At 65.8% G+C, this 21,256-nt stretch carries 20 protein-coding genes; 8 read left to right on the plus strand and 12 right to left on the minus strand.

The window, feature by feature from the left end:
• Positions 1-76 precede the first annotated feature (76 nt).
• A complete protein-coding gene (locus LPN03_RS15635) occupies positions 77-856 on the plus strand; it encodes a VOC family protein (RefSeq protein WP_262454934.1) in 780 nt (259 codons plus the stop codon).
• Positions 857-865: 9 nt separating this feature from the next.
• On the opposite strand, the gene LPN03_RS15640 is transcribed toward LPN03_RS15635, so the two are convergent.
• The 3 genes from LPN03_RS15640 to LPN03_RS15650 are packed head-to-tail and all read right to left on the minus strand — an operon-like array spanning position 866 to position 3,562.
• Positions 866-1,540: a response regulator transcription factor gene (locus LPN03_RS15640; RefSeq protein ID WP_262454935.1), complete on the minus strand. Its 675-nt coding sequence runs from the start codon at positions 1,538-1,540 to the stop codon at positions 866-868.
• Positions 1,537-2,841, minus strand: coding sequence for a sensor histidine kinase (locus LPN03_RS15645; RefSeq protein WP_262454936.1), 1,305 nt, complete (start codon positions 2,839-2,841; stop codon positions 1,537-1,539). Before LPN03_RS15645 ends, LPN03_RS15640 begins: the two co-directional genes overlap by 4 nt.
• A complete protein-coding gene (locus LPN03_RS15650; RefSeq protein ID WP_262454937.1) occupies positions 2,828-3,562 on the minus strand; it encodes a histidine phosphatase family protein in 735 nt (244 codons plus the stop codon). The genes LPN03_RS15645 and LPN03_RS15650 overlap by 14 nt, the downstream gene beginning before the upstream one ends.
• A gap of 120 nt (positions 3,563-3,682) precedes the next feature.
• On the opposite strand from LPN03_RS15650, the gene LPN03_RS15655 reads away from it, so the two are divergent.
• Positions 3,683-4,807, plus strand: coding sequence for an aminotransferase class V-fold PLP-dependent enzyme (locus LPN03_RS15655; RefSeq protein ID WP_262454938.1), 1,125 nt, complete (start codon positions 3,683-3,685; stop codon positions 4,805-4,807).
• An 18-nt stretch (positions 4,808-4,825) separates the two neighbouring features.
• Here the strand turns inward: LPN03_RS15655 and htpX are convergent, their stop codons facing one another.
• Positions 4,826-5,695, minus strand: a complete 870-nt coding sequence (gene htpX, locus LPN03_RS15660) for a zinc metalloprotease HtpX (RefSeq protein ID WP_262454939.1) — start codon at positions 5,693-5,695, stop codon at positions 4,826-4,828.
• 68 nt (positions 5,696-5,763) lie between these two features.
• Positions 5,764-7,053 carry an MFS transporter gene (locus LPN03_RS15665; RefSeq protein WP_262454941.1) on the minus strand — a complete coding sequence of 430 codons (1,290 nt, stop codon included), beginning with the start codon at positions 7,051-7,053 and terminating at the stop codon, positions 5,764-5,766.
• A gap of 85 nt (positions 7,054-7,138) precedes the next feature.
• Between LPN03_RS15665 and LPN03_RS15670 the strand changes: the two genes are divergently transcribed.
• Together LPN03_RS15670 and LPN03_RS15675 are read left to right on the plus strand one after the other, a co-directional pair.
• Positions 7,139-8,062 carry a hypothetical protein gene (locus LPN03_RS15670; protein ID WP_262454942.1) on the plus strand — a complete coding sequence of 308 codons (924 nt, stop codon included), beginning with the start codon at positions 7,139-7,141 and terminating at the stop codon, positions 8,060-8,062.
• Entirely contained in the window at positions 8,059-8,445 is a 387-nt protein-coding gene (locus LPN03_RS15675) for an ankyrin repeat domain-containing protein (protein ID WP_165183195.1), read from the plus strand. The genes LPN03_RS15670 and LPN03_RS15675 overlap by 4 nt, the downstream gene beginning before the upstream one ends.
• A gap of 256 nt (positions 8,446-8,701) precedes the next feature.
• Here LPN03_RS15675 and LPN03_RS15680 read toward each other — a convergent pair whose 3' ends face one another.
• Both LPN03_RS15680 and LPN03_RS15685 read right to left on the minus strand, forming a co-directional pair.
• Positions 8,702-10,165 (minus strand): catalase, encoded by a 1,464-nt coding sequence (locus LPN03_RS15680; protein ID WP_262454943.1) that lies wholly within the window; start codon positions 10,163-10,165, stop codon positions 8,702-8,704.
• Between the two features lie 54 nt (positions 10,166-10,219).
• On the minus strand, positions 10,220-10,660 hold the full coding sequence (locus LPN03_RS15685) for a Fur family transcriptional regulator (RefSeq protein ID WP_165183197.1): 441 nt from the start codon (positions 10,658-10,660) through the stop codon (positions 10,220-10,222).
• Positions 10,661-10,806: 146 nt separating this feature from the next.
• On the opposite strand from LPN03_RS15685, the gene LPN03_RS15690 reads away from it, so the two are divergent.
• Complete coding sequence (locus LPN03_RS15690; protein ID WP_262454944.1) at positions 10,807-11,442, plus strand: DUF2461 domain-containing protein; 636 nt, start codon at positions 10,807-10,809, stop codon at positions 11,440-11,442.
• Between the two features lie 109 nt (positions 11,443-11,551).
• Here LPN03_RS15690 and LPN03_RS15695 read toward each other — a convergent pair whose 3' ends face one another.
• From LPN03_RS15695 to LPN03_RS15710, 4 genes are all read right to left on the minus strand, one after another.
• Complete coding sequence (locus LPN03_RS15695; RefSeq protein ID WP_262454945.1) at positions 11,552-11,845, minus strand: winged helix-turn-helix domain-containing protein; 294 nt, start codon at positions 11,843-11,845, stop codon at positions 11,552-11,554.
• Between the two features lie 609 nt (positions 11,846-12,454).
• Positions 12,455-13,231, minus strand: a complete 777-nt coding sequence (locus LPN03_RS15700) for an oxygenase MpaB family protein (protein WP_262454946.1) — start codon at positions 13,229-13,231, stop codon at positions 12,455-12,457.
• Positions 13,232-13,240: 9 nt separating this feature from the next.
• Positions 13,241-14,752 carry an amino acid permease gene (locus tag LPN03_RS15705; protein WP_262454947.1) on the minus strand — a complete coding sequence of 504 codons (1,512 nt, stop codon included), beginning with the start codon at positions 14,750-14,752 and terminating at the stop codon, positions 13,241-13,243.
• A 130-nt stretch (positions 14,753-14,882) separates the two neighbouring features.
• Positions 14,883-16,298 carry an FAD-dependent oxidoreductase gene (locus LPN03_RS15710; RefSeq protein ID WP_262454948.1) on the minus strand — a complete coding sequence of 472 codons (1,416 nt, stop codon included), beginning with the start codon at positions 16,296-16,298 and terminating at the stop codon, positions 14,883-14,885.
• Positions 16,299-16,504: 206 nt separating this feature from the next.
• Between LPN03_RS15710 and rarD the strand changes: the two genes are divergently transcribed.
• Together rarD and LPN03_RS15720 are read left to right on the plus strand one after the other, a co-directional pair.
• Entirely contained in the window at positions 16,505-17,509 is a 1,005-nt protein-coding gene (gene rarD, locus LPN03_RS15715; RefSeq protein ID WP_410468608.1) for an EamA family transporter RarD, read from the plus strand.
• Between the two features lie 31 nt (positions 17,510-17,540).
• Positions 17,541-18,962 (plus strand): dihydrolipoyl dehydrogenase family protein, encoded by a 1,422-nt coding sequence (locus LPN03_RS15720; RefSeq protein WP_262454950.1) that lies wholly within the window; start codon positions 17,541-17,543, stop codon positions 18,960-18,962.
• Between the two features lie 16 nt (positions 18,963-18,978).
• Here LPN03_RS15720 and LPN03_RS15725 read toward each other — a convergent pair whose 3' ends face one another.
• Positions 18,979-19,800: a universal stress protein gene (locus tag LPN03_RS15725; protein ID WP_262454951.1), complete on the minus strand. Its 822-nt coding sequence runs from the start codon at positions 19,798-19,800 to the stop codon at positions 18,979-18,981.
• A gap of 194 nt (positions 19,801-19,994) precedes the next feature.
• On the opposite strand from LPN03_RS15725, the gene LPN03_RS15730 reads away from it, so the two are divergent.
• On the plus strand, positions 19,995-21,143 hold the full coding sequence (locus LPN03_RS15730; RefSeq protein WP_262454952.1) for a D-alanyl-D-alanine carboxypeptidase family protein: 1,149 nt from the start codon (positions 19,995-19,997) through the stop codon (positions 21,141-21,143).
• Positions 21,144-21,256: the final 113 nt, after the last annotated feature.

The following is a 21,256-nucleotide window of genomic DNA, read 5'->3' on the forward strand; positions in this document are numbered from 1 at the left end:
TGCCCTTGTCCCGGGGCTTCAAGGCGCATAGGCTCGTGGCTTGTTCCTCATTCATTCCACCTTTAAAGGAGTTCCAATGAGCACTGCGGAGATCCCCGCCGGCGCACCCTGCTGGGTTGACTTGATGACCTCAGACCCCGCAAAGGCGAAGGAGTTCTACACGGCCCTCTTTGGCTGGACCTACGAAACCGGCGACGTCGAAAAGTACGGCGGATACACCATGGCGTTCAAGGACGGGAAGTCCGTGGCAGGCCTGATGCAAAGCAGCCAGGACGACGGCGGCTATCCGGACATGTGGTCCACCTACCTGCGCGTTGACGACATTGACGCCACCGTCGCCGCAGCCACCGCTGGCGGCGGGGTCACGTACATGCCGCCCATGGACGTGCCGGAGCAGGGCAAGATGGCCATGCTGGGCGATCCGTCCGGCGCATCAGTGGGCGTGTGGGAATTTGGCGGGCACACGGGCTTCCAGGCCCACGCCGTGAGCGGCGCAGCCAACTGGCACGAACTCTGGACCAAGGACTACCCCGCCGCGCTCAAGTTCTACCAGGATGTCTTCGGCTGGAAGACCTCCGTCATGAGCGACACCCCTGAATTCAAGTACTCAACCCTGGGCGAGGGCCCGGGCGCCTTGGCTGGCGTCATGGATGCCACCAATGACCTCCCCGAGCAGGTCCCCTCCAACTGGCAGGTTTACTTCCAGGTGGACGACGCCGACGCCGCCGTGGCGACGGCACTCTCGCTGGGCGCCACCGTGATCCAGGCGGCCGAGGACACGCCGTTTGGGCGTTTGGCCGGGCTGACCGACCCCACGGGGGCCATGTTCAAGATCATGCAGCCGCCGGCAAGCTAAGCCCCAGGCCTAGGCACCGGGCTGGACCAGCCCGGTGTCATAGGCGAGCACCACCATTTGCACCCGGTCGCGAAGCCTCAGCTTCGCCAGGATTTTGCTCACGTGCGTCTTGACCGTTTGCTGGGCAATGAACAGTTCCGCCGCAATTTCGTGGTTGGAGAGCCCGCGCCCCACCAACGTCATGACCTCCAGCTCCCGTTCGGTCAACCCTTCCAGCCGTTCACGGGACAGCTCCAGGCGGGGTGCTGCGTGGGCAAATTGCTCAATGAGCCGGCGCGTCACCGACGGGGCCAGCAGTGCATCCCCGGACGCGACAATCCGCACGGCCGCCACCAGTTCATCGGCGAGGGCGTCCTTGAGCAGGAAACCGCTGGCCCCCAGCTTGAGGGCGTCGTAGACGTAGTCGTCCACGTCAAAGGTGGTCAGCATGAGCACATGGATGCCCTGCCCCCCGCGGCCTGGAGGGTCCGCCAGGATCCGCCTGGCCGCCTCGAGCCCGTCCATGACGGGCATGCGCACATCCATCAGCACCACATCCGGCTGTTCCGCCGCGGCCATGGCGACTGCCTGGGCGCCGTCCTCGGCCTGGCCAACAATGTCAATGTCCGGCTGTGCGCCCAGCAACGCGGCGAAGCCCTGGCGCACCATGGCCTGGTCGTCAACGACCAATACTCGAATGTTCACGCCAGCCCCTTCCCGTTGCGGCCCTTGCCCACGCTGGTCAGGGGGAAGGTTGCCGCGACGGAAAACCCGCCGCCGGGAATCGGGGTGCAAAAGATGGATCCCCCCACAATGGTGGCCCGCTCCCGCATGCCGATCAGCCCCTGCCCCACATGCCCGCCGCGGTCCAGCTGTGCCATCACGGCACCGATGGCCGAGGGAGAGTTGACCACCGAGAACTCCAGGTGGTCGGCAGTGGTTTCAAAGGTGATGGTGACCACGGCGCCCGGCGCGTGCCGGACCACGTTGCTCAGCGCCTCCTGGACAATGCGGTAGGTGGTCAGTGCCACCACCTCGCCCACGCTGCCCAGGTCCACGCCGGACATGTCGGGGTCCTGGACGCTCACTCCCGCCTTGCGGGCGGAGGCCAGCAGCCCGGGCAGGTCCCCCAGCCCGGGCTGGGGTCCCAATTCGCGCCCGGAACCGGAGTTGCGCAGGGAGCCGAGCATGCTGCGCATTTCGGTCATGGCCCGGCGTGAGTTGTCCGCGATGTCGTCAAATTCCTGCTTGAGTTCCTCGGACAGGCCCGGGTGCCGGTAGGCCGCCGTCGTCGCCTGGACCACCACCACGGACATGCCGTGGGCCACCACGTCGTGCAGCTCGCGGGCGATGCGGGTGCGCTCCTCGGCCAGCCGGCGCCGCGACTGTTCCTCGGCGCTGACCGTGCGCTCGGCGGCAAGTTCGGCGCGCAGGTGCTGCCACTGCTGCGCCACGACGGACGCCACCAGCAGCCCGCCGGACACTGCCGCGAAGATCACCACGTTGATTTGGGCGCCCTCGGTCTGGCCGTGCGGCATGGACCAGTAGTTGGACATCACGCCCACGCCAACGCTCAGCAGCCAGGCGGTTGCCGCAATCATCCAGTGGCTGCGCAGCCCGGCCACGCAGATCACCAGGACCTGGGTGACCATCGCCACCACGGTGAACGGCATGGGCACCGAGCCCACGGGATTGGACACCATGGGCATGACAATCATGGGGACCAGCGACACCAGCACCCCGGCAATTGGCCGCGCCGCCGTGAGGCCCAGGGATGCCGCGTGCAGGATGGCCATGCCCAGGCCAAAGGGCAGCACCATCCGGTAGACGCTGGTGTTCAGGGGCGCCCCGACAGCCAACAGGGCAATGCAGACCGCCGCCGTTGCGAGCCACACCCAGCTGAGTTTTTTTAGCCGCCACAGGTTGACCGTGCTGAACGGGACCTGCACGCCAGCCGCGCCGGCCTCCGTGCCGCCGCGCCGCGCCGAGGGCTTATTCCTGGACACTGCCGGCCCGGTCCCGGCCGTTGGGCGAGGTTCCGCCGTGACTGGCGAACTGTTCGGCCGCAAGCTCCGCTGCCGGGCCGTCAAAGTCCGAACCTGCCAAACCGCCGGCCGGCATCCCGTGCCAGTCCGTCACCGTCCAGCCGCCCCGGGCCGGCCCGCCGCCGGGCACCCCTTCCAGCGTGACGATGCCGGTGTTGGAGAGCTCATGGTACTTTTCATCGAGCCAGTCGATGTTGGTGCTGCGGTGGCCGGCCCAGAACCTGATCATGGCACCGTGGCTGACCATGGCCACGGAACCCGCCCCGGCGGCCGCGGCCTCTTCCACCACCGCGTCAAACCGCTCAAGCACTTCCGCGCCTGTGTCCGCGCCGGGCATGCGGACGCCCAAATTGCCCGTCAGCCACGCCTTGACGGTTTCAAGGTAGGCCGTGAGCGATTCCTTGTCCCCCTTCATTTCCAGGGAGCCGGCACTGATTTCGCGCAGCCCGTCGCGGACCAGCGGCACCAGTTGCCGTTGGGCGGCCAGCGGCACTGCCGTCAGGGCTGTACGCGTCAGGTTGGAAACATACAGGGCATCCACCCGGGTTCCGTCCAGGGCTGCAGGCACCGCGGCAGCCTGGCGCAGCCCCAGGGGGGTCAGCCCGGGACCGGGGACGGCGGTGTCCAGCAGGCTTTTGATGTTGCTGGAGGTCTGGCCGTGTCGAATCAGGATCAATCGCATACCCCCATTCTGTCCCAGAACCTTGAAGGCCGCTGCGTGCGCTAACGTTTTGTGCAGTTACGGGAACGCGCAGTCACGGATGGTGCAGTCCCCAAAAACCCATCGCGAGGAGCCCAGACCATGCAGGCACCATCAGTACTTCCAGCCAGCTACGTGGCCGCTTTTAGCGAGGAGGAGGGCTACCTGAACTTCGCCAGCTACGGGCCGCCGTCCAATCACGTCCTGGAGACCGCAGCCGCCTTGATGGCCGACGCCGCCCAGGGCGCGGTGGGTGCCAGCGGGCGGTTGCATTCCGAGGATGTCCGGGCCAGGGTGGCCTTCTCCCGCCTGTCGGGCTTCCCCCTGGACAATGTTGCACTGGTCCCGGCTGCCTCCTACGGGCTGTTCCAGCTGGCGTTCGGCACGCAGGGCGCTGTGCTCGTCGGGGCAGCCGAGTTCCCGGCCAATGTGTACCCCTGGCTGCGGGCACAGCAGGCCGGGCAGCTCGATGTGAGGCTCATGGGTGCCGCTGACGTGCCAGTGACGCCGGAGCTCGTTGCCGAGCACTTGGCGCCTGATGTCACGGCCGTGGCCGTGAGTGCCGTGGACTTCCGCACGGGCCGGCGCGCCGACCTTCCGGCCCTTCGCGAAGTGATCGGGGAGGGCAGGCTGCTGCTCGTCGATGCCATCCAGGGATTTGGTGCCGTGGAGGCCGACTGGACCGTGGCAGACGCCATTGTCACCGGCAGCCAAAAGTGGGTGCGGGGCGGTTGGGGAGCCGGCGCCATGGCGCTGTCCGCCCGCGCATTGGAGCGGATCCGCCCGGCATTGGGCGGCTGGACCGGCGTCGAGGATCCCACCACGTACGACGCCGTCGAGCATTCACCGCGCACTGACGCCCTCAAGTACGGCGTCACCAACCTTTCCCCTTTTGCCACCGGAGCCTTCGCCGCGGCGCTGGAGCTGGTGGAGGAGGCGGGGATCGGGCGGATTGCGGCGCACATTGAGGCCTCCGCCGGTTTCCTTATTCAATGCCTGGACGACGCCGGCGTGGAAGTCTTCTCTCCGCGTCACGTTGGGCAGCGGGCCGGGATTGTGGTGGCCGGCTTTCCCGACGGCAACGCCGCAGAGGCACATGCGGCGCTTGCCCTGGCCGGCATCACCGCCACCCTGCATGGGAGGCACCGCATCCGCCTGTCGCCCCATGCCACGACGGGGCGCGAAACGCTCACCCACGCCGCGCTGGTCCTGGCCGGCTTCGCCTAAGGCCGCAGCCGGAGCCCTTCAGCCCAGCGGCCGGCCGGCCATCTTTTCCAGGCGTGCAATCCGGTCGGCCATGGGCGGGTGGGTGGAGAACAGCTTGCGGGCGCCGCCGTTGCGGAACGGGTTCGCGATCATGAGGTGGCTGGTGTTGACCAGGTTTTGTTCCTCCGGCAAGGGCGCCTGCTGGACGCCCACTTCCAGCTTGCGCAGGGCCGAGGCGAGCGCCAGGGGGTCGTCTGTCAGCTTGGCACCGTCTTCGTCGGCGTCGTATTCACGGGTGCGGCTGATGGCCAGCTGGATCATGGAGGCCGCCATGGGTGCCAGCAGGGCCATGGCGATCATGGCCAGCGGGTTGGCGTTCCTGCGGTCGCCGCCGCCAAAGAACAGCATCATCTGCGCCACGGACGTGATGACGCCGGCCACGGCAGCCGCCACCGAAGACGTGAGGATGTCCCGGTTGTAGACGTGCATCAGCTCGTGGCCCAGCACGCCCCGCAGTTCGCGTTCGTCCAGGAGGTTGAGAATGCCCTCAGTGCAGCAGACTGCGGCATGCTGGGGGTTGCGGCCGGTGGCGAAGGCGTTGGGCGCCTGCGTGGGTGAAATGTAGATGGCAGGCATGGGCTGGTTGGCCCGGCCGGAGAGTTCACGGACAATGCGGTAGATCCCCGGCGCCTGCGCTTCCGTCACGGGATAGGCCTGCATGGAGCGGATGGCGATCTTGTCGCTGTTCCAGTAGCCGTAGGCCGTGGTACCAACGCCAATCAGCGCAAAGATCCACAGCGGTGCGGCGCTGCGGGTGCTCCCGGCGATGATGGCGCCAATGCCCAGCAGAACGGCCCACAGCACCCCAAAAAGCGCTGCGGTCTTCACTCCGTTGAAGTGCCTGTGCACAATCCATCCCTTTCATTCAAAGCCGCTGTCCTTCGTTAAACGAGCCATCCAGGGTGGTTGTTCCCGGTTCAGGGCTCGGGGTGGCGGGCGTCATAGCGGATGAACCCGCGTTGCCACCATGCCAGCGTCCACACTGCCGCCACGCACAGCAGGCCGCCAATGACAGCTGCCCATCCTTCCCCGCGCCACTGCCCCATGGAACCGGAAAATACGTCCCCCAATCGCGGGCCGCCCGTCACGACCACCACGAAGATGCCCTGCAGCCGCCCCCGGAGATGGTCCGGGGTTGCTGACTGCAGGATGGTGGAGCGGAACACCGAACTGATGGAATCCGCCACGCCCGCCACCACCAGGGCGGCCACGGCGGCCACCAGCCAGGGCGAGGTTCCGGCGTCGTGTGCGTGGCGTCCGCCGGCCAGGACTGCGCCGCCCAGCGCAACAATGGCCGCACCCCAGAGCGTGATCGACCAGACCACGGCCAGGCCCTGGCGCCGCACCCCGCCCAGCGGTCCCGAAAACAGCGCCGCCAAAAACGAGCCCGCCGCGATGGAGGCCAGCAGGATCCCGGCCGTCTGCTCCCCGCCACCCAGCCACACGGCCCCGATGGCCGGCAGCAGCGCCCTCGGCAGGGCGAACACCATGGCGCACATGTCCACCAAAAACGTCATCCGGACGTTCTTGCGGCTGCCCAGAAACGCGAAGCCCTCCAGCACCGACTTGAGCCCAGCCCGCCCCACTTCGCCGCCGTCGTCCCTGGCCAGCGGCGGCAGCGGCGGGAGCTTGAACAGGGCCCACAGTGAGGCTGTGAAGGTCAGCACATCCACGGTGTAGGTCCAGCCGTAGCCCACATTGGCCACCAGGATGCCCGCCATCAGGGGGCCGATGGTGGTGCCCAGCCCCATGACAATCATGCTCAGCGCATTCGCGGCCGGCAGCAGGTCCAGCCGCACCAGGCGGGGAACGATGGCGCTGCGGGCCGAACCGTTGACACCGGCTGCCGCGGACTGCACCGCCACCAGGCCGTACAACAGCCACACGCTGCCCACCCCCAGCCAGGCCTGCAGGGCAATGCCGATGGTCACCAGCCAGAGCACTGTGGAGGACATCAGGGCCACCCGGCGCCGGTCATGGGCGTCGGCAATGGCGCCACCATAAAGGCCTGCAAACACCAGCGGAACCAGCGCCACCAAGCCAAGCATGCCCACGGCCAGCGTGGAGCCGGTGAGGTCATACACCTCCAGGCTCACGGCCACCACGGTCAGCTGGGTGCCGATCGAGGACAGCCCGTTGCCCATCCACAACCTGCGGAAGGCCGGACTCTCCCTTAGCGGGGTCACGTCGGCAAACAGTTTTGGCACCAGCCCAGCCTATCCGGGCGGCCCGTTCCCTCGGCTATGCTGGCAATGCACCAACGGACTCCGGGCGCGCTGGAAGGGGAACATCATGCCTCAGCTTCAAACGCAGCTGTATTCCTCCACATTCTGGAGCGCCAGGCGGCCCAAGTTCCCACTCACGGAGGGGCATCTGGTGCTCCGCCTCAACGATCCGGCCATCGCCTTCGGCCCCGATTCCGCCGCCGGCCTCCTGCACTCCTACGGCCGCTTGCGCAGGGCACTGACCGCGTTGCGCGGCGCCACCGCCGCGCAACTGTACATGTCCCTGAACTGGCAGCCAGTGGGCGACGCCGATGGCGAACCACTCGCAGAAACGTCCACGCCCACCCTCCACCTCTTTTTCCACTGGCCGGGAAGCACGACGGCGGCCACCGCCTTGCGCTTGCCGGCCCACCAGAGGACTGCGGCGGCGGGAACCGAGGCGCTCGATACGGAACTTCGCAGCTGGCTGGCCGGGACCGAACGGGCCGGCCAGGAATGGCCCGCGGAGGCCGACGCTTCTCCCCCTGATCCACTGCCCAGCCCCCTGCCGGGCCCCCTGCCCGGCCGCCGGCCCGGGGACCCGGCGCCGGGCCAGGACCGGTCGTGGGAACCCCCGGGCTGGGAGGACCGCCCCTTTCACATTGAGCCGGTGCGGCCCATTTCCGGCGAACCTTTCCGAGTCGGGCACTGGACGGCCATTCCACGGTTCCCGGCCCCAACCCTTGACCGGCTGGCCCCGGCGTCCGTGGTGGAGCTGGCCGGCACGCTCCAACGCTTCGGCTCCCATGCACGCCCGGCCGCCCACGGATGCACCGTGTGGGCCACGGATATTTGGGACGCCCCGGATCCCGCCACGCTGCACCTCTTCACCCGCCGGCGTGGCGAAGCTGACGGCTTGCCACGCGATTTCGTTGCAGCCGGCCTGGACCTGCCGCGCGGGGCGGCCCTGGATGGGAAACCAGGCGGCCCATCGCCTACTGTGGACACATGACTTCCACTTCTTCGCTCAGTGACGAACAGGCCGCCAAGGTCATTGCCCTCGCCATGGACCTGGCCCGCGAAGGCAAGACCGCCGAGCTCGCGGAGTTCCTGGACCACGGCCTGGACGCAGACGTCCAGGATGCAGGCGGGAACACCCTGCTCATGCTGGCGGCCTACAGCGGCCGTCCCGAGACGGTGAAGATGCTGCTGGACCGCGGCGCTGACGCCAACATCCGCAATGGCCGCGACCAGTCCCCCGTTGCCGGCGCCCTGTTCAAGGGCGAGGAAGCCGTGGTGGCCCTGCTGGTGGCAGCCGGCGCCGACCTCGACTCCGGTACCCCAACAGCCCGTGCCGCCGCCGCAATGTTCGGCCGCGAACACCTCCTCCCCTAACCTCCCCAAGCGACCCTCCCTCACCTTTCGCGCTTTTTACCCCGGCCCTCCCTCACTTTTCGAGGCGTTTTGGCCGACGCTCCCTCATCGGGCGGGTCAGCGTGTCCAGACATCGGAAAGGATCCCACTTGGTGAGGGAGCGATCGCGAGAATGCCCCATTTGGTGAGGGAGCGTCGAGGCGTTGCGAAACGACGGCGGCACCCGCCTTCCGCTTGATGCGAAAGTCGGGTGCCGCCGTCGTACTTGGCGCAGGGGCTACTTGGACGCCTGCAGGGCCTCGATGGCCTTGCGCACTCCTTCACCGTAGGCGGGGTCTGCCTGGGTGCAGTTGTAGATGTGGCGCTCAATGGTTGCCTGGGAGGCGCCGTCGATGGCACGGGCAGTGTTCTCGAACAGGACCTGGCGCTGCTCTTCGCTCATCTTCTCGCGGAACAGGATTCCGGGCTGCTCGAAGTAGTTGGCGTCGTCCTCGCGGTAGTTAAAGCGGTCCGCGATGGCGCCGACTGCGAGCGCGGGGTCTGCGTAGGCTGACTGCTGGCTCCAGCGGCTGTAGGAGTTCGGCTCGATGCTGGGCGTGCGGCCCTGGTTGCCGTCAACGCGCATGGCACCGTCACGGTGGTAGGAGTTGACGGGCGCCTTCGGGGCGTTCACCGGGATCTGGTGGTGGTTCACGCCGAGGCGGTAGCGCTGCGCGTCCCCGTAGGAGAAGAGCCGGCCCTGGAGCATCCGGTCCGGGGAGAAGCTGATGCCCGGGACCACGTTGGCCGGGGAGAACGCTGCCTGCTCGACGTCGGCAAAGTAGTTCTCTGCGTTGCGGTTCAGTTCCCACTCGCCCACCTCGATGAGGGGGTAGTCCTTCTTGGACCAGACCTTGGTCAAGTCAAAGGGGTGGTACTTGTAGGTCTCGGCGTCGGCCTCCGGCATGACCTGGACCATCAGCTTCCACTTCGGGAAGTCGCCGTTCTCGATCGAGTCGAAAAGGTCGCGCTGGTGGGACTCGCGATCCGAGCCGACCAGGGCGCCGGCTTCCTCATCCGTGAGGTTCTTGATGCCCTGCTGCGTAACGTGGTGGAACTTGACCCAGAAGCGCTCGCCTTCAGCATTGATCAGCGAGTAGGTGTGCGAGCCGAAGCCGTGCATGTGGCGGTAGGACGCCGGGATGCCGCGGTCCGACATGACAATGGTGACCTGGTGCAGGGACTCGGGCAGGTTGGTCCAGAAGTCCCAGTTGTTCTCGGCACTGCGCAGGTTGGTGCGCGGGTCACGCTTCACTGCGTGGTTGAGGTCGGGGAACTTCAGGGGGTCGCGGAAGAAGAAGACGGGGGTGTTGTTGCCCACCAGGTCCCAGTTGCCTTCCTCGGTGTAAAACTTCACGGCAAAGCCGCGGATGTCGCGTTCGGCGTCGGCAGCGCCGCGTTCGCCGGCCACGGTGGAGAAGCGGGCAAACATCTCCGTCTTCTTGCCCACCTCGGAGAACACCTTCGCGCTGGTGTACTGGGAGATGTCATTGGTGATGGTCAGTGTGCCGAAGGCGCCGGAGCCCTTGGCGTGCATGCGGCGCTCCGGGATGACTTCGCGGTCAAAGTGCGCCATCTTTTCCAGGAACCAGACATCCTGGAGCAGCATGGGCCCGCGGGGTCCGGCCGTGAGGCTGTCCTGGTTGTTGGCAACCGGTGCTCCGGCCACAGTGGTCAGCGGCAAGGTGTTGTCGTTAGCCATCTTTATGTTCGCTCCTTGTGGATTGGATTGATAGTCAAGTCTCTACGGGCAGCTTTACGGGCTGGGCAGGGCGTTCTTGGCCGCGCAGTCCGGGCAGGTGCCCCAGTAGATGACCTCGGCCTCATCGATCATGAAGCCGTGGTCGTCGGAGGCATGCAGGCACGGGGCCTCCCCCACTGCACAGTCGACGTCGGCGATCTCGCCACAGCTGCGGCACACCACGTGGTGGTGGTTGTCCCCAACGCGGGCCTCGAAGCGCGCCGGCGAGCCCGAAGGCTCAATCCGGTGCACCAGCCGCGCCGCCGTGAGTGCCGCCAAAACGTCATACACGGCCTGCTTGGAAACAGTGCCAAGCCCTTCCCGGACCACACCGATGATGGTGTCGGCATCCGCATGCGGATGGGCGCGGACGGCCTCCAGCACGGCAAGGCGCGGACGTGTCACGCGCAGCCGGGCTGCCCGCAACATGTCTCCTGGATCCCCTGCATCGACCATGTCTTCATCCTTTCATGCTTTTTGGACTGAGTCCAATAAAGCTTTCTTGAGCAATCAACCCTCCACAGGCACGGCCGCCATTGCGGCTGTCCACACCTTCCATGGTCCCCCTGTTGCACACACTTGGATGTCCGTAGGCTCATTTCATGGAAACTTTTACGGGCATCCCCACCGCCGCGAGCGGGTTTTACGCCGAACTCGAGGACAACAACAACCGCGACTGGTGGCTGGCACACAAGGACACCTACGACGACGCCGTGAGGCGCCCGCTCGAAGCGCTCCTGGACGGTCTGGCCCCGGTCTTTGGCCCGGCGAAGTTGTTCCGCCCATACCGGGACGTGCGCTTTTCGCCGGACAAGTCCCCCTACAAGACGGCGCAGGGCGCGTTCGTTTCCAACCATGAGGGCGTGGGCTTCTACCTCCAAGTCAGTGCCGACGGCCTCCTGGTGGGCGGCGGCTTCCATTCCAGCTCACCGGCGCAGCTGGCCCGCTTCCGCACGGCCGTGGACGCCCACGCCAGCGGCGGTGCACTGGCCCGCATTGTTGAAACTCTTTCGGGGTCCGGTTTTTCTGTTGACGGTCAGGAGCTCAAGACTGTTCCCCGCGGATTCCCCAAGGACCACCCGCGCGGGGAGCTGCTCAAACACAAGACGCTCAGCGCTTCGATGCACCTGGGACAGCCGGAGTGGATGGACACTGCCCATGCCAAGGATGAAGTTGCCAGGCACTGGGAACAACTGCGCCCCCTTGTCGATTGGACCATCCGGTACGCGGCTCCATAGCCCAGGCCAGCGGGGGCCGATGGCGGATTTACGGTGGCGGCGGTGCCTTGGGAGCTGCATGGCAAGACCGCGCATTCCGGCCTTGATTTTGAGGGCTGAAGGTTGGGAGCTACCCCCGCAATAGCCGTCGAAGGGCTTGACGGTGTTTTTCGAATGCCCGGCGCCCCTCGGCGGTCAATGCCACCCAGGTGCGCACGCGGCCTCGTTCGGTGGGTTTTCGAATACGCACGTAGCCAGCGCCCGAGAGTGCTGACAGGTGTTTACTCAGGGATGAATCGCTGATGCCTGCAGCATCCCGCAAGGTGCCGAATTCAGCCTCGTCGACGGTGGCCAAGAACGAGCAAATAAACAACCGTCTCGGCGGGTGGATCGTGTCGTTGAAGCCATCCATTGCTGTGGTCATGAGAGAGCCGGACGCAGTTGTCGCCGAAGCGCGTGGTCAAAGAGGAATCCGTAAAGGAGTGTTTCAAGCCAGACTAGAACAGCCATGATCCACGTTGGCCAGGCCTTTCCAATATGGTCGCTGACCAAACAGCCAGCACTGATTGTGCCAAGCGATACCAACAGAAACCCAATCGACCACCACGAAGCAGCCCCGCTTCGCAAACCCCCAACCCACACGCCAGTCGCACGCCGGAAGCCTCTCTGCAACAGCTTCGAGGCGGCCAGGAACGCAATCAGGGCAATGGTTCGGATGATCGAACCGCTCAACGCGGAAGCAAGGCCCAATAGCGCATAACCAACGCCCAGGATCGGGTAGTACCACCACGGAGCACGGGTGTGCACGGTGGCCCGTTCATGCCCCTGGCGAATTGCGGATAGTGAGTCCATTGCGTTCGCCGAGTCATTTTCCATAGTGGAAAGTCAACGCTGGGGTCCATGCAAAGTCAACCCCCAAAGTCGCGACCGACGGTCAGGTCCCGTTGCCGCGGAATCAACACCGCCGGCGACCCTGCCATCCTGTGCATCCCAACCCTCCTGGTTCCCTGAACGCCGGCCGCGGAGACTCGATTCAGCCGAGCCGTTTGAGGTAATAGTGCATCGGGGCGTGGCGGATCCGGGCGGGCGTGATCCGGACCAGGATGGCCGCGAACTTGAAGAACACCCCCAGCAAAACTTCATTGCGCCGGGACCACCGGAATCCGTAGAGCTCCCGGACGGAGGGCGGGAGCAGGCCCACCGTCAGGAACCGCGCCAGCGGCATGAGCGCCTTGACCCACAAGGGTGCGTTTGTTGCGGCCAGGAGTTCTTCAGCCACTGCCTGAACGGTGCCGTCGACGCTCAATTCGGCAAGGCGCGCATTCCAGTAGGCGGCAAAATCGGAGCGGGTTGCGGGCCACAGTGCCGCAGGCATGCCCAGGGCCGTTCCCAGCACCCCGTACTGGCGGTACAGGGACTCGGCCGCGCCAGGCGGCAGCGGCCCGAACACGGCGTCGTGCACCTGCATGCCGGAGTCGTACAGCGTGGCGGCCACCCAGAGCTGGAGCTGGGGGTCTGCGGCGTCAAAGGCAGGCTGGGCCCCTGACCCGTCCCCCTTGACGGGCAGGTGGGCCCGCTGGACCCTCGCCTTGACCGTCCTTTGTTGGGCCGGACTGCCATTGGTCAGGGCATAAACATAACTGAGGGTCCCGTACAGGCGACGGAGGGGGTCTGCAGCAAAGTTCGAGTGCAATGCCACTCCGCGGCCCACTGCCGGGTTGGCGAGCTGGAGCAGGATGGCCCGCCCGGCGCCGGCGAGCAGCACGGATTCAGGGGCCACCCCCGAAATGTCAGCTGCCCGCCGGCTCATGCCAGTTCCTTAACCGCGCAGGGCTGCCGGCACGGCAGGGGCAAGGCCCTCGGCTTCTTCACGGCGCAGGCGCGAGTTCCAGTGCCCGTAGGAAAAGTAGATGACCAGGCCCACGGCAACCCACACGGCGAAGAACACCCACGTCACAGTCGCGAGGTTGAACATCAGGTAGATGCACAGGACCGCTGACAAGACCGGAATGACCGGCCCAAGGGGCACCCGGAAGGACGGCTTGAGGTCCGGCCGCTTGTGCCGAAGCACCAGGATGCCGATGCTCACCATGACAAAGGCGCTCAGCGTGCCGATGTTGATCATTTCGCTGAGCAACTCGACAGGGGTGAACCCGGCAAGGATGGCGACAACGCCGCCACAGATGATCTGCGTCCTGGCCGGCGTGCCATGTTTGTCGGAGGTCCGGCTCAGGGCGCGCGGCAGCATGCCGTCGCGGCTCATGGCCATGCTCACCCGGGCCAGGCCCATGAGCAGCACCATGATCACCGTGGTCAGGCCAATGAGGGAGCCGAGCGAAATGATGACCACCGCCCAGTCTGCATGGACCAGCTGGAAGGCACTGGCCAGGGACGGTTCAGCCTGCTTGGCCAGGTCCTTGTAGGACACCATGCCCGTCACCACTAAGGTGACCAAGATGTAAAGGATGGTGACGACGCCCAGGCCGGCGAAGATGCCCCGTGGCAGCGTCTTGGCCGGGTTCTTGACTTCCTCAGCGCTGGTGGCCACCACGTCAAAGCCGATGAACGCGAAGAACACCAGGGCCGCCCCGGAAATGATTCCCGTGAAGCCGTACATGGCCGGGTTCGCACCGGTCAAAAAGGACAGGAACGGCTGCGTGGCCCAGGACGTGTCCGTGGACGGTGCAGGTTCCGAGCCGGGGACGAAGGGGGCGAAGTTGGCTGCCTTGACGTAGAAGAATCCCACCACAATGACAAAGAGCACAATGGCGATCTTGATCATGGTGAACACGTTGTTGATCCGGGCGGACAGCTTGGTGCCCAGAACCAGCACCACCGTAAACGCCGCCACGACCACCAGAGGACCCCAATAAACCGTCAGCCCCAGCACGGAGAAGTTGGAGGGGATGTCAACGTTCACAACTTCCAGGAAGTTGCTCAGGTACACGCCCCAGTACTTCGCAATGACGGAGGCCGCCATGAGGAGTTCCAGGATCAGGTTCCAGCCGATGATCCAGGCCATGAGCTCGCCCATGGTGGCATAGGTGAACACATAGGCGCTGCCCGTGACGGGGATGGCGGTGGCAAATTCGGCGTAGCACATGACCGCCAGCGCGCAGGTGACAGCGGCCAGCACAAACGAAATTGTCACAGCCGGGCCGGCGTAGTTTGCCGCGGCCTTGGCACCAACGGAGAAGATGCCCGCGCCCACGGCCACCGCGATGCCCATGATCATCAGGTCCCACGTGCTCAGCGACCGTTTAAGGGTCCGGCCCGGTTCATCGGCGTCAGCCAGGGAATGTTCAATGGATTTGGTGCGGAACAGGTTCATGGAAATCGCTCAATCTTAGGGATTTTTCAACCTCTCGACTTTAGCGAAGCAATAGCAGAACAATCACATCCACGGGAGGGCATCTCACATTGCGAGACAAGCTGTTCATGAAATCTGCCGCGCAGCCGCCTTATTTCGTGGAAATGTCCACCATTTCCTCACGCGAGACCACCTTGACCCGCTCGCGGGACACCTCAATGCCCGGTTCGGGAACGTAGCTGGCACCGAGGGACTGCTCGTGGGCATCCAGCTTGTTCCAGCCCTCCCAGGTGGTGTAATTGACGCCCCGAGATTCCAGCAGCTCAACAATTTCATGTTCCCCGGGATGCTCGGCAACGGGCAGGTTGAGCCGGTCCTCCAGCAGGCAGCCGATGGTCTCGAGCGCATCACCCTTGGTGCTGCCAATCAGCCCCACGGGACCGCGCTTGATCCAGCCCGTCGCGTACAGACCCGGCACCTGGGCCCCGTCGGCACCGAGCACGCGGCCGGCGTCGTTCGGGATGACGCCCCGTCTGGCATCAAAGGACACCTCGGGGAGCGCTGACCCGAAGTACCCAACGGTCCGGTAGACGGCCTGGACGGGGTAGTCGATGAACTCCCCCGTGCCGCGGGCGTTGCCGGTGCCGTCCAGCTCGTTGCGCTCAAACCTGATGCCCGACACCTTTCCGTCGGTGCCCATGACCTCCACGGGCGTGTGCAGGAAGTGCAGGTGCAAGCGGCGCGACGCCGGTACCCGGGTTTCGTCGTGCTCTTCCGCCAGCCAGTTGGCCAGGGTGTTGACCATGATCTTGACCTGGTTGTTCGTCTTCATGGCAGCATCGGACGCCTCATCAAAGTCAAAGTCCTCGTCATAGAGCACGATGTCGACGTCGCGGGAGTGGGAGAGCTCGCGCAGCTCCAGCGGCGTGAACTTGACCTGGGCAGGGCCGCGTCGGCCGAAGATGTGCACGTCCGTCACGGGGGAGGATTTCAGGCACTGGTAGACGTTGTCGGGAATCTCGGTGACGAGGAGGTCCTGGGCATGCTTGGAAAGGATTCGGGCCACGTCCAGGGCAACATTGCCGTTGCCAATGACGGCAATTTCCTTCGCGTGCAGGGGCCATTCGCGGGGAACGTCAGGGTTGCCGTCGTACCAGGAGACAAAGTCCGCGCCGCCGTAGGAGCCGTCCAGTTCGATCCCCGGAATGTCCAGGTCCGCGTCCTTGAGGGCGCCCGTGGCAAAAATGACGGCGTCGTAGAAGGAGCGAATGTCCGCCAGGGTGAGGTCGCGCCCATAGGTGACATTGCCGAAGAAGCGGATGTCGCCGCGGTCCATGACCTTGTGGAGGGCGTTCATGATGCCCTTGATGCGCGGGTGGTCCGGGGCCACGCCGTAACGGATGAGCCCGTAGGGTGCCGGGTGGGATTCAAAGATGTCAATGCTGACCTCGACGTCGCCGCCGGAGACCTCCTGCGACTTTGTCAGGATGTCCGCAGCGTACACACCAGCCGGGCCGGAACCTATGATGGCGACGCGAAACGGTCGCGCGGCACTCGAGTTGGGCAAGAAGAAGTCCTTCCGAACTATGGACCGCGGCCCCACGGATAATTGGGTCGCGGCGGAAGCGCTGACTGGGCGCTACTTTCACAGTCTAAAGGCCCGGGCACGGCAGCCGTAAGGGGCCCGGGCCGAACGTGAGCAACGGCTCAGGCACCCCGAAACGTCCACTGTTTGCCCGGTGGACATGGAATATTGCCCCCTGGCGTGTTGTTATTGGCCTTGTGCCTCTAAGCCAAGCCCCCGAACCCACCGCGCCCGCCCGTCCGCAGAACCGTGCTTCCGGCACTCCAAAAAAGGGACGGGGAAGGTCTGAGACGGCCACCGGCATGCTCTACGGTTTTGGCGCGTACGGCCTGTGGGGCATGCTCCCCATTTACTTCATTTGGCTGATGCCGGCGAACAGCCTGGAGATCGTGGCCAACCGCGTCGTGTGGTCCGTGATTTTCTGCGCCCTGGTCATCACCGTGACGCGCGGCTGGGGCAAGATCGGCGCAGCCGTGCGGAATCCCCGCATCTTTGTCCCCCTGGCCATTGCCGGCTTCCTCATTGTGATCAACTGGCTCACCTACGTGTTTGCCGTGACAAACGGCAACGCCATCGAGGCCTCCCTGGGCTACTTCATCAACCCCCTGGTCTCCGTCCTGCTGGGCGTGGTGGTGCTCAAGGAAAAGCTGCGCCCCCTCCAGTGGATAGCCGTTGGGGTCGGATTCGCCGCCGTCGCCGTACTGACGGTCAGCTACGGCAAGCTGCCGTGGATTGCCCTGGTCCTCGCCTTCAGCTTCGGCGTTTACGGCTTTGTGAAGAACCGGGTGGGCGGCAAAGTGGACGCCCTCACCAGCCTGAGCGTGGAGACAGCCGTCCTGGCGCCCTTTGCCGTTGTTACCATGGCTGTGCTGGCCGGGGCGGGCCAGGCCACGCTGACCGGCCTGGGGGCCGGCCACTTCTGGCTCATGGCCTCCACCGGCGTTGTCACTGCGGTGCCGCTGCTGTTTTTTGGCGCGTCCGCCCGGCGCCTGCCCATGACCACCATTGGACTGCTGCAGTATGTGGCCCCCCTGCTGCAATTTGTCGTTGCCATCATTTTCCTCGGCGAACACATGGGGCTCGACCGCTGGATTGGTTTTGGCATAGTGTGGCTCGCATTGGTGATCCTCACTGCGGATTCGCTGGGCCACTACCGGCACACCTCGCGCCTTCGCAAGGCCGCCACCGCCTGACATCCGCGTTCCCACGACGAAAGGCCCGCACATGGAGATCGAAGAGCTGGACCTGCTGGTGGTTGGCGGGGGCAAGGCCGGCAAGTCGCTCGCCATGGACCTGGCAGCCGCCGGCCAGCGCGTGGCCATGGTGGAGCGCGGCATGATCGGCGGCACGTGCATCAACGTGGCCTGCATCCCCACCAAGACGCTGGTCAACAGTGCCCGGCTGCTGTCCGTTGCCCGGCGCGCCGCGGAATTTGGCATTGCCCTTCCCGGCTCCCCTGCCGTCGACATCGACTTGCTCCGCGCCCGCAAGGAGGACGTGGTGGGCACCATGGTGGCAGGGCAGCGAAAGGCCTTCCTGGGCTCCGGCATGGACCTGGTCATCGGCCAGGCGCGCTTCACTGCGCCCCGCACCGTTGAGGTGACGGACGACGCCGGCACCCGCCGCCTGCTCCGGGGAACCAAGGTGGTGGTCAACACCGGCATGGTCCCCTTTGTGCCCGACATCCCGGGACTCCGCGCGGCGGAACCCCTGACCAGCACGTCCATCCTGGCCCTGGAATCGCTGCCGCGCAGCATCATCATTCTGGGCGGCGGCTACATCGGCTGCGAGTTCGCCTCCATGCTTTCCATCATGGGCGTTGCCGTCACCGTGGTGCAGCGCAGGGACACATTGCTGCCCCGGGAGGATGCGGACGTCAGCGCCGCCGTCGCGAAAGCCCTGGAGGCCGACGGCGTGACCTTGCGGATGGGCGTGACGGCCACTTCGGCCTCCCGCCGGAACGTCGCCGACGGCAGTGACGGCACAAGCCGCGCCGTGGCCCTGGCCCTCTCCGACGGAACCACTGTGGAGGCTGAGGAGATTCTCGTGGCAGTGGGGCGCACACCGGTGACGGGCGCGCTGGGACTTGACGCGGCCGGCGTCGAGCTTAATGATTCCGGGCTGGTGCGGGTGGATGAATTCCTGCGCACCACGGCGGTAGGCGTCTGGGCGGCAGGGGATGTGGCCGGGACGCCGCAGTTCACCCACGCCTCCTGGAACGACTACCGGATTTTGAAGTCCAACTTGGCTGCCTCCCCGGCCGGGACGCTGCTGAGCACCCGGGACCGGCTGATCCCGTACTGCGTTTTCACCACGCCCGAACTGGGCCGCGTGGGCCTGAACGAAGACGAGGCCCGGTCCGCAGGCCATGACGTGCGCATCGCGAAAATGCCTGTCGCGGCCATTCCCCGCGCCCGCACGGTGGGACAGCTGGAGGGCATGTGGAAGGCCGTGGTGGAGCGGGAAACGGACCAGATCCTGGGCGTTTCCCTGCTCGGCCACGAGTCAAGTGAGGTGATCGCAGTGGTCCAGCTGGCCATGCTCGGCAGGCTGCCCTACCAGCAGCTCCGCGACGCTGTCATTGCCCACCCCACCATGGCCGAAGGCCTGCAGCTCCTCTTCAGCGACGCGTTCCTGGAGCCGTAGCGCAGCGCCGGGCCGCTCAGATCCCCTGCTCCCCGAAGTCCCGGGGTACCACCACCATCGGCACGGGAAGCGAGCGCAGGATCTTGTTCGCCGTGGAGCCGAGGAAGATCTTGTGGTTTTCGGCCAGGCGGCTGGAACCGACCACCACCAGCTCGCCGGACTTCCAGCCAATCCCGTCCACGGCTTCCTCAATGTTTCGGCCGTGTGCCAAGGTGACTGTGACCGAGTCCTGCGGCAGTTTCGCGGCGGCCTCGGCCAGCACGGTGTTCACGTGCTGGCGCGCGGGGCTCAGGGCGTGGTCCAGGTCAAAATTCTCCTGTTCAAGCTGGTCGATCTCCACAAGCGATACCAGCCGCAGCGGGACATTGCGGCGCCCGGCCGCGGTGGTTCCGACGTCGAGCACGGCCTGCCACCCCTCGCGCACCCCGGTCATGACGGTGAGGCGGGTGAGGGGGTCACGGCGGTTGTAGCCACGGGGCGCGAGGGCCACGGGCACGGGTGAGGCGTGCAGCAGGCCGTTGGCCACGGAACCCACCGTGAACCGCTTGAATAAGCCGTTGCTGGCCGCGCCCACCACGATCAGGGCGGCGTCGTCCTCCCTGGCAGCGTCGATGAGGCCGTGGACGTAGGACTCCGCTGTGCGGCTGGAAAAGGTGGCAGAAACGTCATCCGGCACCAGGGCGCGCGCTGTCTTTTCCAGCCCCTCGCCATCCGGCCTGCCACCGTGGACCACGTGGACCAGGTGCAGTTCGGCGCCCTGCGTCTTTGCGATGACCCCTGCCAGTGCGATGGCATCGGCGCCACGTTCGTCCGGACGGTATCCAACTACATATTTCATGCGCTCAACCCTTCGGTGGGCCCCGCACTACGCTGTGCTTCCGGGGCGTTCGTAGCACTGACTGTACAGCGGCCAGGCCCAAGCGAAAAGGATGCCCGACGGCGTTCCCCCGGGCACAATTCGTCATTGTGTCCCCGGCATGCCGGGTCTAGGGTCAAACCACCAACTCATTCTGGATAAAAAGCAGGTCCGCCATGAAATTCAGGCAATTACTGAGCGCTGGGGCAGTGGTGCTCGCCATGCTGGCCTCCTCATTGGGCGGGGTGGAGGCAGCATCAGCAGCAACCCCGGACAATGGTGCCATTGCAGCGAAATACAGTGCAGCCGGGGGCGCGTCCGGCCCATTGGGGCCGGCCCTCAATGCGCTGCGCTGCGGGCTGGTGAAAGGCGGCTGCTACCAGGCGTTCCGCGGCGGCAGCATTTACTGGTCCTCCGGGAGCGGTGCCCACATCACCCGTGGCGCCATTGCGGGGCGTTGGGCCGCCTACAACCGGGAGTGGGGATCCCTGGGCTATCCGATAACGGACGAAAACTGCGCCCTCATCTCCCACGGCTGTGTGCAAAGTTACCAGGGCGGCTACATTTACTGGCAGTCCAGCGTGGGCGCGCACGCTGTCCACGGCGCCATCGGCAGCAAATGGGTCCAGATGGGGTATGAGCTCAGCCCCCTGGGCTACCCGACCAGCGACGAGGCCTGCGCGGGTGTCCCCCGCAGCTGTGTACAGCAATTCCTCGGCGGCAACATCCGCTGGACTTCCGGGGTTGGCGTCAGCGTGACGCCCAGCCAAAATAGCGTGGGCGTGGTGGTCAACAAACGGCGCCCCAACTCGCCCATCAATAACACGCCGGCAGACCTCGTGTACGTGGGTTCGCAGCTGCTGCGCCGTGAGGCCGCGAACCAGATGGCCCTGCTGATCCGTGGTGCAGCTGCCGCGGGCGTGCCGGTCACAACCGTCAGCGGTTTCCGCTCCTACGCCTCACAGGCCAGCCTCTACAACTACTATGTCTCGATCTACGGGAGGGCCGTGGCAGACACCATTTCAGCCCGTCCCGGTTACAGCGAACACCAGACGGGCCTTGCCCTGGACATCGGGAACCCGAATGGCGCCTGTGCCCTCCAGGCCTGCTTTGCCGGCACGCCGGCCGGGCAGTTTGCCGCGGCCAACGCCTGGCGGTACGGCTTCATCGTCCGCTACCCCAACGGCTACAACTCCATTACCGGGTACACCTACGAGCCCTGGCACCTGCGCTACATCGGCCTCCGCGCGGCGAGGGACATGCACTATCGCGGCTACCGAACCCTGGAGCAGTACTTTGGCCTGCCCGCCGCTGCGGGTTATTGACCCGGCACGTTATTGACCCGGCGCGGGCGGCCTTAAATGCAGACGGGGCGGCCAAAGGGAGACTCCGGATTCGCCATCGAACCATTGCCCTGCCCCAGCCGGGGAGCCACGAA

The sequence above is a fragment of the Arthrobacter sp. A2-55 genome, assembly GCF_025548615.1.
GTDB classification, from domain to species: domain Bacteria; phylum Actinomycetota; class Actinomycetes; order Actinomycetales; family Micrococcaceae; genus Specibacter; species Specibacter silviterrae.

Bases quoted from the DNA above. Each gene is read 5' to 3' on its own strand.
- LPN03_RS15725 (WP_262454951.1), bottom strand. From the start codon at position 19,800: ATGAAATATGTAGTTGGATACCGTCCGGACGAACGTGGCGCCGATGCC.
- LPN03_RS15655 (WP_262454938.1), top strand. From the start codon at position 3,683: ATGCAGGCACCATCAGTACTTCCAGCCAGCTACGTGGCCGCTTTTAGC.
- LPN03_RS15675 (WP_165183195.1), top strand. From the start codon at position 8,059: ATGACTTCCACTTCTTCGCTCAGTGACGAACAGGCCGCCAAGGTCATT.
- LPN03_RS15720 (WP_262454950.1), top strand. From the start codon at position 17,541: ATGGAGATCGAAGAGCTGGACCTGCTGGTGGTTGGCGGGGGCAAGGCC.
- LPN03_RS15730 (WP_262454952.1), top strand. From the start codon at position 19,995: ATGAAATTCAGGCAATTACTGAGCGCTGGGGCAGTGGTGCTCGCCATG.
- LPN03_RS15635 (WP_262454934.1), top strand. From the start codon at position 77: ATGAGCACTGCGGAGATCCCCGCCGGCGCACCCTGCTGGGTTGACTTG.
- LPN03_RS15705 (WP_262454947.1), bottom strand. From the start codon at position 14,752: ATGAACCTGTTCCGCACCAAATCCATTGAACATTCCCTGGCTGACGCC.
- LPN03_RS15700 (WP_262454946.1), bottom strand. From the start codon at position 13,231: ATGAGCCGGCGGGCAGCTGACATTTCGGGGGTGGCCCCTGAATCCGTG.
- LPN03_RS15685 (WP_165183197.1), bottom strand. From the start codon at position 10,660: ATGGTCGATGCAGGGGATCCAGGAGACATGTTGCGGGCAGCCCGGCTG.
- LPN03_RS15650 (WP_262454937.1), bottom strand. From the start codon at position 3,562: ATGCGATTGATCCTGATTCGACACGGCCAGACCTCCAGCAACATCAAA.
- LPN03_RS15690 (WP_262454944.1), top strand. From the start codon at position 10,807: ATGGAAACTTTTACGGGCATCCCCACCGCCGCGAGCGGGTTTTACGCC.
- LPN03_RS15670 (WP_262454942.1), top strand. From the start codon at position 7,139: ATGCCTCAGCTTCAAACGCAGCTGTATTCCTCCACATTCTGGAGCGCC.
- LPN03_RS15695 (WP_262454945.1), bottom strand. From the start codon at position 11,845: ATGACCACAGCAATGGATGGCTTCAACGACACGATCCACCCGCCGAGA.
- LPN03_RS15680 (WP_262454943.1), bottom strand. From the start codon at position 10,165: ATGGCTAACGACAACACCTTGCCGCTGACCACTGTGGCCGGAGCACCG.